The 11,084-nt window shown below is 45.8% G+C and carries 14 protein-coding genes and 1 pseudogene; 14 read left to right on the top strand and 1 reads right to left on the bottom strand.

Features of this window, described 5'->3' with window-relative positions:
• Positions 1-284: 284 nt before the first annotated feature.
• Both FH976_RS14520 and FH976_RS14515 read left to right on the top strand, forming a co-directional pair.
• Positions 285-440, top strand: coding sequence for a hypothetical protein (locus tag FH976_RS14520; protein ID WP_019282985.1), 156 nt, complete (start codon positions 285-287; stop codon positions 438-440).
• A gap of 7 nt (positions 441-447) precedes the next feature.
• Positions 448-588, top strand: coding sequence for a hypothetical protein (locus tag FH976_RS14515; RefSeq protein WP_154398332.1), 141 nt, complete (start codon positions 448-450; stop codon positions 586-588).
• Between the two features lie 101 nt (positions 589-689).
• Here FH976_RS14515 and FH976_RS14510 read toward each other — a convergent pair whose 3' ends face one another.
• Positions 690-1,601: a LysR family transcriptional regulator gene (locus FH976_RS14510; protein WP_016239113.1), complete on the bottom strand. Its 912-nt coding sequence runs from the start codon at positions 1,599-1,601 to the stop codon at positions 690-692.
• 87 nt (positions 1,602-1,688) lie between these two features.
• Between FH976_RS14510 and FH976_RS14505 the strand changes: the two genes are divergently transcribed.
• The 12 genes and pseudogenes from FH976_RS14505 to FH976_RS14450 form a co-directional block, all read left to right on the top strand.
• Positions 1,689-2,783, top strand: a complete 1,095-nt coding sequence (locus tag FH976_RS14505; RefSeq protein ID WP_019282987.1) for an ABC transporter substrate-binding protein — start codon at positions 1,689-1,691, stop codon at positions 2,781-2,783.
• Positions 2,780-3,838: a FecCD family ABC transporter permease gene (locus FH976_RS14500; protein ID WP_029388397.1), complete on the top strand. Its 1,059-nt coding sequence runs from the start codon at positions 2,780-2,782 to the stop codon at positions 3,836-3,838. The genes FH976_RS14505 and FH976_RS14500 overlap by 4 nt, the downstream gene beginning before the upstream one ends.
• 2 nt (positions 3,839-3,840) lie before the next feature.
• The gene (locus tag FH976_RS14495; RefSeq protein WP_016239116.1) at positions 3,841-4,665 is read left to right on the top strand and encodes an ABC transporter ATP-binding protein; all 825 of its coding nucleotides are present in this window, start codon (positions 3,841-3,843) and stop codon (positions 4,663-4,665) included.
• Positions 4,658-5,173, top strand: a complete 516-nt coding sequence (locus FH976_RS14490) for a hypothetical protein (protein WP_019282989.1) — start codon at positions 4,658-4,660, stop codon at positions 5,171-5,173. The genes FH976_RS14495 and FH976_RS14490 overlap by 8 nt, the downstream gene beginning before the upstream one ends.
• A gap of 12 nt (positions 5,174-5,185) precedes the next feature.
• A complete protein-coding gene (phnG, locus tag FH976_RS14485; RefSeq protein ID WP_021565143.1) occupies positions 5,186-5,611 on the top strand; it encodes a phosphonate C-P lyase system protein PhnG in 426 nt (141 codons plus the stop codon).
• A gap of 4 nt (positions 5,612-5,615) precedes the next feature.
• Positions 5,616-6,173, top strand: coding sequence for a phosphonate C-P lyase system protein PhnH (locus FH976_RS14480; RefSeq protein WP_089111079.1), 558 nt, complete (start codon positions 5,616-5,618; stop codon positions 6,171-6,173).
• Positions 6,173-7,186 (top strand): carbon-phosphorus lyase complex subunit PhnI, encoded by a 1,014-nt coding sequence (locus tag FH976_RS14475; RefSeq protein ID WP_089111078.1) that lies wholly within the window; start codon positions 6,173-6,175, stop codon positions 7,184-7,186. The genes FH976_RS14480 and FH976_RS14475 overlap by 1 nt, the downstream gene beginning before the upstream one ends.
• Positions 7,183-7,995 (top strand): alpha-D-ribose 1-methylphosphonate 5-phosphate C-P-lyase PhnJ, encoded by an 813-nt coding sequence (locus tag FH976_RS14470; RefSeq protein ID WP_019282993.1) that lies wholly within the window; start codon positions 7,183-7,185, stop codon positions 7,993-7,995. The genes FH976_RS14475 and FH976_RS14470 overlap by 4 nt, the downstream gene beginning before the upstream one ends.
• 13 nt (positions 7,996-8,008) lie before the next feature.
• Positions 8,009-8,752: an ATP-binding cassette domain-containing protein gene (locus FH976_RS14465; protein ID WP_324187441.1), complete on the top strand. Its 744-nt coding sequence runs from the start codon at positions 8,009-8,011 to the stop codon at positions 8,750-8,752.
• Positions 8,752-9,366, top strand: coding sequence for an ATP-binding cassette domain-containing protein (locus tag FH976_RS14460; RefSeq protein WP_193002348.1), 615 nt, complete (start codon positions 8,752-8,754; stop codon positions 9,364-9,366). Before FH976_RS14465 ends, FH976_RS14460 begins: the two co-directional genes overlap by 1 nt.
• A gap of 64 nt (positions 9,367-9,430) precedes the next feature.
• Entirely contained in the window at positions 9,431-10,138 is a 708-nt protein-coding gene (locus FH976_RS14455; RefSeq protein WP_193002349.1) for a porin, read from the top strand.
• Positions 10,139-10,189: 51 nt separating this feature from the next.
• Positions 10,190-10,617, top strand: a pseudogene (locus FH976_RS14450) (transposase); the annotation flags it as partial.
• Between the last annotated feature and the right edge of the window lie 467 nt (positions 10,618-11,084).

The following is an 11,084-nucleotide window of genomic DNA, read 5'->3' as shown; positions in this document are numbered from 1 at the left end:
TTATGCCCCTTTGTTGTTTAGAGTACATGCTCACACGTTTACTGTTGATGTACATTCCCCTTACCAAAACTTATCCAAATTTATCCGCTAAGAATTGTGTTCTCTTTGACTTAATGGACAAACGCGATATGACCATTCAATTCTAGATATATGTCTCGTCATGCATATCACAATCAATGTAAAATTTTTAGCTATCAGTTCATTATCAATTCTAGAGTGGATGAAAATGTTAGAAAGAATAATAAAAATTGAAAATAGTAGGCTATTAAAAAGGAAGGTAAAGCATGGAGTATTTTTCGGAAATTTTATCTTTTATTACTGGATTAGCTGCTGGTTGGGTATTAAAAGTCACCATTGATAAATCCAGAAATTCCACAATGATTAAAAATAACAACGTCAGTGGCGATCTCGCAGGACGTAATGTCATTAAAAAGCAATAAGCTAAACATGATGAATATTGTTCGTGGCAATACAGCCCAAGGCGATCTCGCAGGCAGAGACATCTACAAAAACTACAATGTCGCACGGGAACTGACGGCAATGGCCAAGCTAGTCGAGCAGTATCTTGCTGAGACGCTCGAAGGCTGATCCGAATGTTTGCAGACCACAAAATCAATGCGTAAGCGCACCTTGATGCGCAATGCCTTTTTTCAGTAAAATCTTAAATACTCCCGCATCAGAAACATGCATTACCATGCTTCACTAAAAGCCTGAGAAATTTGACTCCCCATCATGTATGAGTGACGCCAAAAGCAACCTAATTCACGCTCTGCCGATAAAGCGGGAGGAAGCTCCATCACTGCTAAATGATCCGGTAAATGCACATCTCTTACCCAGCCATACGGCAATAATGCATGACCATAACCTGCGGCAACTAAAGCCATTCGATGCTCAACACCAAGGCCATATGTACGAGTCAAGCCGGAGCTTAATAATTTACTTAAGCCTTCAGTAATTAGCGATGGAACAAAATCATCCTCGCTAAGTGGTAGTAATCCAGGCTCACAGAGCATAAGAGGATGGAGTTCAGGCTGAAGTTTATCGGCTCGCACTAGTAAGACAAAGTGTTCCTTGAATAAGCTTGTATATGCCATCCCCTCAGGAACCGACTGTGCTGCACTAATTAGCAAATCAATTTCACGGTTCTGTAAACGCCGTAACAGACCTTGATGCTTGCCACTAACCAACTCGACTTTAGTTTTACCTGAACGGTGAGCACAAATCTGGATGATCCGTAACAAGTTATCCGGTGCCAGTGAGGAAATCACTCCAATACGTAAGGTTTGCCCAAAGGGAAGAGCTAAGCCATCATCACGTAACCCCTCAAGCCGAGTCACGCCTTCTAAAATCACGGCGATTAAGTCTAAAACTTCCTTTCCAAAGGCAGTGGGTGTTATTTTACTCCCCCTTTCAAAAATGGGCTGTCCGAGAATTTCCTCTACTTTTTTTACTTGATAAGACAAGCCCGAGGTCGAAATACCCATGTCTATGGCCGCATAACGAAAACTACGTTTCATTGCGACGGCCTCAACTAAAAGCAAGTCACGCACAGACACTGCTGCTAGCTTGTTCGAAATTACTTCACGCACCGTCATAAACATTCGATTCCAATTGATGAAAAAAACTTGCTATAATATTTTTAATCAATATGATAATTAATCTCATTCTTATTCTCAACTGGAAAAGTTATGACCTCAATACCCCGTTGCTTTGCCGTGCTAGTAGCGACAACTTTGTTATCAGGTAACTTGTCAGCGCAAGAATTTAACTTTACTGATGTAACCGGACAGGAAATTAAGTTAGAAGCCCCTCCTGGACGTATCATTACTCTGCCCAAACCAGCTGCAGCTACCTTCATCGCAATAGATGGTTCTACCGAGCTGTTAGTGGGTATGAATGAGGGCTCTAAACGAGCCTTTGAGAGCGGTATGATGAGCGTTATGTTTCCTGAAACTGTTGATATCTCCAGTGACATTTTGTCGGAAAACGGTGGTTGGATGCCCAACGTAGAGGCCATCGCAGCACTTAAACCGGATTTAGTCATCCAGTGGGGTGAGCGCGGCGATGATATCGTAGCTCCACTTCGCAATGCAGGTTTGCCCGTTGCTCTAATGGTAGGCGGTGGCAATGCGGGTACAGAAGAGCAGGCCCGAGCCAATATGAAAATGGTGGCTCATATCACGGGTAATACTGAAAAACTGTCAAAGCTTATTGATTGGCGTGACCGTGTACAAAGTGAAATTACTACTGGTTTAAAACAAGTAGGCTCTCATGCAACACCAAGCATTTTGCATTTGCGCTCTGCCAAATCCAGGTTGACTGCTACTGGTGAGAAAAGTTATCAACAGACCTTCATCGAGCTGGTTGGCGCTAAAAATGTAGCTCAAGGAGCTGGCGTACAAAGCACTGTTAGCGTGGAACAGATTCTTGAATGGAACCCAGATATTATCTTACTTTCCGCAGCAGAGACGGATGCTGGATTAGAAGTGATATACGACGACCCATTACTTTCTCGCTTAAATGCCGCCGTACAAAAACGCGTTTATAAGACACCTCAAGGTGGATATATCTGGGATAGTGCTTCCCATGAAAGCCCCTACACATGGATGTGGCTGGCCAATCTTACTCATCCCGATATTTTCTCTTTTGATCTACGTCACGAATTAAAAGAAGGCTTCAAATTACTTTATAACTTTGACCTATCGGATGAGCAGATAGATCGAATTCTGCGTATTGCTATGAACGGCGACAGTCACGGTTATCAAGAGTTTCGTAAACAATGAACACATATACGCGATCGATTCACTCGTCCTCAGAAATGGTTGAGCCAGTTACCCTGAGCACTTGGCGTGCTAGTCATTGGCCTCTTTTGTCCCTACTGCTTATAGCGACTGTGCTAATCGGGCTATCAGTAGGTCGATACAGCGTAGCGCTAGATGAGATTGTAGCCATCCTATATGCAGCCTTACGAGGTGATAACTCACAGCATATGGATGCGTTGGTGATCTTGAATGTACGCTTGCCGCGCATATTATTGGCAGGAGTATGTGGGGCTGGGCTTGCCATCTGCGGGGTAGCCTTACAAACCTTATTTCGTAACCCTCTCGTTTCACCTAAAGTGCTAGGTTTATCCTCAGGTTCAGCATTAGGAGGATCACTGGCAATTTTGGCTGGAGTAGGGGGGCCGCTACTGATGGGGGCTACGTTTGTATCAGCATTTGCTGCTCTGTTTTTAGTAGTGCTGATTTCAAATATGGCGGGTCGTACTTTGATGACTATTGTGCTTGCTGGAATTGTTATTGATGCTTTATTTGCAGCAGGTATTTCGTTAGTTCAATATGCCGCGGATCCAGAAACGAGTTTACCTGCCATCGTCTTTTGGCTGATGGGAAGCTTTGCAACGGCGAGTTGGGAAAAATTTGCACAAACTGCTCCTATACTCATTGCCAGCATTTACCTACTGAATAGAATGCGCTATCGCATTGCTGTACTCGCTATGGGTGACGACGAAGCTAAGTCGTTTGGCATCCATGTTGCACGCTCCCGGATGGTCGTCTTCGCGTTGATTTCTATCATTATCGGCGCCTGCGTAACCGCATCGGGCGTAGTGGGGTGGGTAGGACTCGTAATCCCACACTTTGCTCGTATGTTAGTAGGCGAAGATCACCGCCGGCTCTATTTCACGAGTCTTATGCTGGGTGCCACTTTCATGATTTTGACTGATACGTTGGCTCGTAGTTTAACTGCTGCAGAGATTCCTTTAGGCGTACTCACAGCTCTAGTTGGCGCCCCCGTCTTTGTGTACTTACTATGCACTCGTCGACGTGAAAGGGCTTAATCATGCAAACCGTCTTTACCTCTCATCTCAGTTTAACTGGAGCGTGCGTACGTTTTAGTGAACGTGTGATTTTTCAGGATTTAAGTTTTAACGTACAAAAGGGCGAAACGTTGGCCATTTTGGGCCCAAACGGACGCGGTAAGACTACGTTGCTAAAAGCTCTATTAGGCTCACAACGTTTAGATCAAGGACAACGGCAGGTACCCCACCTCATCGGCTATGTACCTCAATACCAATACGGTAGTGAAAACCATTGTTGCCTCGATGTGGTACTCATGGCACGAGCCGCCTTGCTTCCCATGTTCAGCCTTCCTTCACAGCGGGATCGTAAGCTAGCTCTTGAAGCATTGGAAAAAGTAGGCGGAGGGCATTTTGCTTATCGTTTATATGGCTCTCTATCCGGCGGCGAGCGCCAATTAGTGTTGCTTGCTCGTGCTTTAGCTACTGGTGCTGAGGTACTCATACTTGATGAGCCGGCTTCAGCTTTAGATTTAGCTAATCAGGACTTATTGCTTAACGTCTTATTCGAGTTACGCCGAGTACGTAGCCATTCGGTCGTTTTTACCACTCACCATCCGCAACACGCTCTGCATCTCGCAGACAAAGTACTGCTGATGCACACCAACGATCAGATTAAATTTGGTCCAGCTGATGAGCTGTTAACCGAGTCTGAGTTATCCCGTTTATACAACGTCAGACTACGCCGTCTAATGGTGCAAACGGGAGAACATTTTCAAAGCACAATCTGCCCGGTTTTTGGAATACGTGAACCGGATCAAGATATGCCCATTTCTTATCCTCTAAACAAAGGTAAATACAATGAGTAACGATACAATCTCCTATCTGGAAAATGGACATGAATTTACAGTCCACTTTGATGAGTTATTAAAATACCACGGTGCCGGTTATCCGGGTGGTGTAGCCCACGGGCTAAAAGTTATGCAGCGAGCCTGGCCCTTGCTAGATAATGGTCGTTTGCCTGAACGACGTGAAATTCGCTGTGTCACAGCCTTTGGAGGCCCAGGGGGTAGAGATGCGATTGAGTTTGTTACCCGCGGTCTTACTGAGGGTCGCTACATTGTTGATAACTCAGTAGGGCTCGAAGAAGAAGAGTCCCCCGGTGGTCGTTATTACTTCCGTTTCGAGTACCGTGGCACCGCTGTTGAAATCACCATCCGTCCCGGACACGTACGCCCCGAGTTCATTCAGTTAGCACGCAAGAAAGACCGCTCACCAGAAGAAGAGATCATTTTGGCTGAAATGAAGCTCGAAATGGGAGAACGCTTGTTAGTCCAGCCCGCAGAAGATATTTACAACGCTACCGTATTATCGTAATAAGTCCTAGCCATGAATCAAGAACGCCAAACTTGGCTCGGGCTACTTGCCCGAGCTAACCGAGATTATCTGGAAAATATCTGGGCTACTTACAATCCGGGTGTGCCTATACAAAAACTCGCTGGCCCTGAAACGGGGTTGGTGCAGCTCAATACACAAGCTTGTAAGGCCTCAGTGTCATTTCAGTTTGGTGAGGCTTCTTGTACTCGCTGCGTAATCGCTATTGGGAAAATTCAAGGTTACGCAGTACATTTGGGCTCCGATCTACGCAAAGCGGAGTTAGCGGCCTATCTAGACGCCTTTCTACAAACGGCCCCCTCCCACCAACGTGAGCTGGTGCTGCACCCTATACGCCAACAGTTAGAGCTAAAAAAGGCTGAGAGGGAGCAACTGACGGCTGCTACTTCTGTACGTTTCTACACCACACAAAAAACTTAGAATCATGAAAATACCTTTACGATCTGAGCACAGACATGACGATGAGTTACATCGGCACACGCGTACTTATCGGCGACTACTGCATGCCTTTGGTTACCCAATGCGCATACAGCAACTAGAAGAGCGCGCTATTCATTGCATCGTTGACTGCCTTCTAGACAGCCAAACGACGGTAGCTATTGAGGTGGAAAATAAGGAATTAACAAGCCGTATTTTGAATACAGGCGTAATCTTGAGCCAAACTCCCGAATGGGTTTTTGCAGGTTCTCAACGGCATCACTTACAACATATTCCAGCAGGAAGCCGTGAGGCGCCTGAAAGTGGGGCAACCCTTGTCATGGAAATAGCCGCCATATCACCTACAAACGGGGGGCTTGCTATACGAGCCACCGGTGCAGGACTCAACAAACCACACACTTTATATTTTTCAGGGTTACATCAAAATGTAGTCATTGATCATATTGCTTTTCGTGCCGATTACCCGCGTGGAGTGGACCTACTACTATGCGCTGACACGCAGCTGGTTGTATTACCACGTCACTTAACTTTGGAGATCATTTAATGTACGTACCAGTAAAGGGTGGTGAACAAGCAATTGCTGCTTCCCGTATAGCCGTAGAACGGAGTCGCCGAGGCGACGACACAATCCCCGAGATTGAAATTAATCAAATCATGGCACAAATGTCGTTAGCTCTTGATCGGATCATGAGTGAGGGGGGCTTATACGATCGACGTTTTGCTGCTATTGCCTTTAAGCAAGCTCAGGGAGACATTGCCGAAGCGGTATTTCTCGTACGTGCTCATCGCGCGCAATTAGCCAATTTTGGCTCAAGCCAAAACATAGATCTAAAAACAATGCATTACAGTCGCCACATTTCCGCCACGCAAAAAGAGTTGGCTGGAGGGCAAATTTTAGGCGCCACTTACGACTACACCCACCGCTTACTGAATATGGATTTAGAACACTCTCGCCCTCAGTGCGAGTTACCTAAATCAGTGATAACAGCTCCCTCATCGCCCTCTAGCTCTGAGCCACTGTACGCAGATCTTATCCGCACCGAAATATCTAAAGCTCCGATAGACATTACGCGAACTGTTTTGCCTTCTTTACCTGATCCTTGCGAGCGTCTCGCTCATCTCGCTCGTGGCGAAGAAGGCTACTTAACTGGATTAGCTTACGAGAGTTTGCGTAAAGCCTCAACGAGTCATCCCTATGTAGCGCAATTAATGAGAGGGAGCGTTGAAATATTCGTAGAGCTGGAAGACCTCAATTTAACCGCATCCATTGGTGAGGTTGAGTTAACTGCCTGCACTACTGTGGCTCCAAGTTTTAGCTCATCTCCACATTTAGAAGCGGGTTTTGGTATTGCTTTTGGAGCTAACGAGCGTAAAGCCGTCGCCATGGCAATCGTAGATCAGCACTTTAAAATTGAGGGTGCTACCAGTGATGCACTCATGCATACCGACGGAGTCGCTGCATCCGGCTATGTCAGCCATTTGAAATTACCTCATTACTCTGACTTTGATGCTGATTTAGCGCGTTTACGCCGAGTTCAGGCTAAGGAGGAAATATGAATTATGCCTACCTTGATCTACCGTCCAAACAAGAAATACGTCGTAAAACCCTAAAAGCACTCTGTCTACCTGGACGTCAAATACCTTTCTCAGCTCCTGAGCTACCCATTGCCTATGGTTGGGGGGTAGGAGGCATGGCTATTACCGCTGCCTTATTAGAACCGAATGACACGTTAAAGGTAGTCGATCATGGTTCGGATGATACCGTTAATGCCCTGAATATCGGGGATTTTTTTACTAAAACGGCAAACATATCAATTACGACAACAAGCTCAAAGGCTACTCTCATTCAAACGCGTCAGCGAGTCCCTGAAAGCCCGTTGCGGGAAGAGCAAATTGTGGTGTACCAAGTTCCTCGACCTGACCCTCTACGTGGATTTATTAATGATGCGGCCGAAGCACTGACACGGCACGCACATCATGATTACGGTGTCGTGTTAAGCGCTCTATTTGAAACATGGTTGCAACAAGATGAGGCGTGCTTAGGATACGACCACCCTGTGATTGTTAATGATGGGGTCTTAATGTCACCGTCGCCTATTCCTGCTATGGATAACCCCCGCATGGGGATGATGCCTGCTATTCAGATTTTTGGCGCCGCACGCGAGCGACGAATTTATGCATTGCCTGCCTATACACCCTTAGCAAACTTAGCTTTTGTTGACCTGCCTGCTAGCCTGAAAAAAGTCGATACAGCATGTTGTATCTGCGGCTCATCTGTTCATTATTTGGATAATATTGGTACGTCAAACACCCCCCATTGGGTATGTTCCGACTCCGAAGCATGCAAGGAGCGCGCTCATGTTTAGCTTGCCAGATCCCGTGCTGACAGCACAGGCTATCTCACTTGAAATAGCTGGGCACCGTATTTTGTCGGATTGTCACCTCAAGCTTTATCCTTCCGAGGTTCTCGCTTTAGTCGGCCCCTCAGGTGCTGGAAAATCAAGTCTTCTGAATATACTTGCTGGACGACAGCTATCTAACAACTGTCAGGCTCTTTCCCTTTTAGGCCAGGATTTACTACGTACCAGTCTTTATCAAACTAACCTTTTACGTCGGCGGGCGTGTGGCTATGTGGCTCAGGATGCCAGCACAACCCTAAACCTGAGACAAAGTGCCGCCACTAATATCGTACGTCGTCTTTTTGATTTAGGTGACAACCGTGCGGTTGATGCACTCAAACAAGCACAAAAATGGGGCCAGCGACTTGGTTTATGTCCAGAACGATTACATGAGCCAGTGAAGAACTTTTCGGGAGGGATGCGCCAACGCGTACAAATCGCTGCGGCCATGATCCATCAGCCGAGCATTTTATTTTTAGATGAACCCACTGCTGGTCTCGACTCAGTCGCTCAAGCAGATTTTTTAGATGTGCTCTCTAATTTGAGAAACCAAACACAGACTGCCATGGTGTTTGTGACTCATGACTTACGTCTAGCTCGACTCATTGCTGATCGGGCCATCGTGATGGATCAAGGCCGCATCGTCAGCGAATCCATTATGGATCGTTTGCTTACTGAGCCTGAGCATCTCATCGCCCAAGCTCTTGTTAAGGCAATGATTTAATGAATAAACCAACTGTGATTTTGCAGTATGAAGGCAATGGCATACATCATGGGCCACTTCGCATAACGGCACAAACAGGGCAGATCGTACAGATCTGGGGAGCGTCAGGCTCAGGAAAATCGACTTTGCTCTCACGAATTTGGGGAAGTCGAAGCTTAGGAACGGCACACTTGTGCATACGAACCCACGATCAGCAGTTCACACCAAGCACAATGACACCCGCCCACTTTGCATTTCTACGCTCACGATTAATGTCGTACGTAGGGCAACACCCTACCGTACTACCTCGCGAAAAACTTGTGGATTGGTTTGCTCTAGTCCCCACAAAGACAGTACTCGACGGACTAAGACTGCTGGACCTCTCTCCTAGCTTACTCTCTCGCTATGCCTGTGATGTCTCTGGTGGTGAACTACAGCGTTTTATGTTGCTTCGCGCTTATTTTTCTTCTCCTCCAATCTTACTTTTAGATGAGCCCTGTACAGGATTGGATCCAGAGCGTAGTCATCAGGTGAGCACGCTTTTATTACAGGCTAAAGCCGCTCAGAAACTGGTTATTTACACCAGTCATACGAGTGCCAGTTGGGTGGATCAGTCAATCTCTTTAGACGGTTAAACCGTCTACATTTAATTTAACCTGGAAAAGTACTCATAATGAAAAAATTTTATTGGGATCTGCGTTGAGTGTAGGTTGCCTAAACTTCGTTCATGCCGATACCTCAGTCACACTGTATGGTGTGTTGGATGCTGGAATTACTCATCAACGTATTAGTGGCATGTGGGACGGTTCTCCTTACTCATCCAAATCCACTGGGCTACTCAGCGGTGGCCAATCCGGAAATCGATGGGGCTTAAAAGTCACTGAGTCATTGGGTAATGGCACGGCAGCAGTCGTACAGCTAGAAAGTGGTTTTGAGTTAACTACCGGTGAAAGCAAGCAAGGCGGACGTCTATTTGGTCGTCAAGCAACCTTAGGATTACAAAATAAAAGCTGGGGTCGAATCGACGTAGGTCGTCAAACCAATATGGCCTCGAAATTCCGCAGCAAAGTACTTGATACGATGGACTCTAGCTATAACCAGTTAGCAGTAGGCGCATCATTTAGCTCCATGAATACTGTCCGTTATGACAACATGGTGTTATATCAAAGCCCGAATGTAAATGGCTTCCAAGCCGGTGTTGGTTACTCGTTTGCTATTGATGGAGAGCAAGTAGGCAGCATTAATGGTGAGAAAAAGGATAATACCGCGCTGACCTCCGGTCTGCGTTATGGGAACGGTCCTTTTGAGGCTTTTATCACGTACGATCAAATCAAACTTAGAACGCAGGACACGACGATGCGAGCCTGGTCATTAGGCATAGAAGTGGCCCCTAATTTTCGGACATGACTTTAAGTGATTGATCTGTTTGTATAGTACCTAAAAATACTGGAACAGATTATGACTAGAAAACGTAGAAACCACTCACCCGAATTTAAAGCTAAGGTGGCGCTTGATGCTGCTAGAGGTGATAAAACTGTCGCTGAGTTAGCTCAGAAATACAACCTGCACGCGAACCAAATCTCTACATGGAAAAAAGAACTGCTCGAAAATGCAGCCATGATTTTTGCCTCTGAAAACCAGTCAGGCAAGGACAGCTCTGAAGAAGTGGACAAACTGCACGCCAAGATTGGCCAATTGACCATGGAAAATGATTTTTTGGCCAAAGTGCTCGGTCGTTAGACCGAGCCCAGCGAAAGAGCTCGCTGGTTAAATCCACCCTATTGCCAATAAAGCGCCAGTGTGAGCTTCTCTGTATTGCTCGCTCTACTGCTTACTATCAACCCATAGGGCTCTCTGCTGAAGAGATTGGCCTTCAATCGCTGATACTGTGAGAACAATTGGAAACGATGCTGAAGACTTAAATGTATATAGTAGGTTCACGCTTACCGAGATAGCAACTGAGACAAAGCGTTCGTCAAATCGCGATTTTCTACGTGCTTTGTTAGTGGCTTTCGAAGAAGATCAATCTGATCCAGTCAAGAACATCCCTAGTTCATTTGGGTTAACTGATGCCGCTATTGCAGCTGTAGCTACTTGTGCTTTAAGGTTAGATAATGTGATAACGGAAGACAACGTTAAAACAATGCGTCATAGTCGAAGAAAAAATGCCATACAAAGCATTTAAGAGTGATTTCTCACGCTTGGCATTTTCGCTTCGCTCAAGTATAGCCAAGCGTGCGTCACACCTTAATGCGGCGATAAGCTAATCGAGATATTCGGTAATAATGAAATTAGATTTAATATCAATTATTAAAAGTAGCTCTATCAAAAAAGCATTTGGAGGCCTTTTGGC

Source organism: Vibrio hibernica, from assembly GCF_015223435.1.
In the GTDB taxonomy this organism is placed as follows: Bacteria; Pseudomonadota; Gammaproteobacteria; order Enterobacterales; family Vibrionaceae; genus Vibrio; species Vibrio hibernica.
This window is presented reverse-complemented; position numbering and strand designations above follow the sequence as displayed.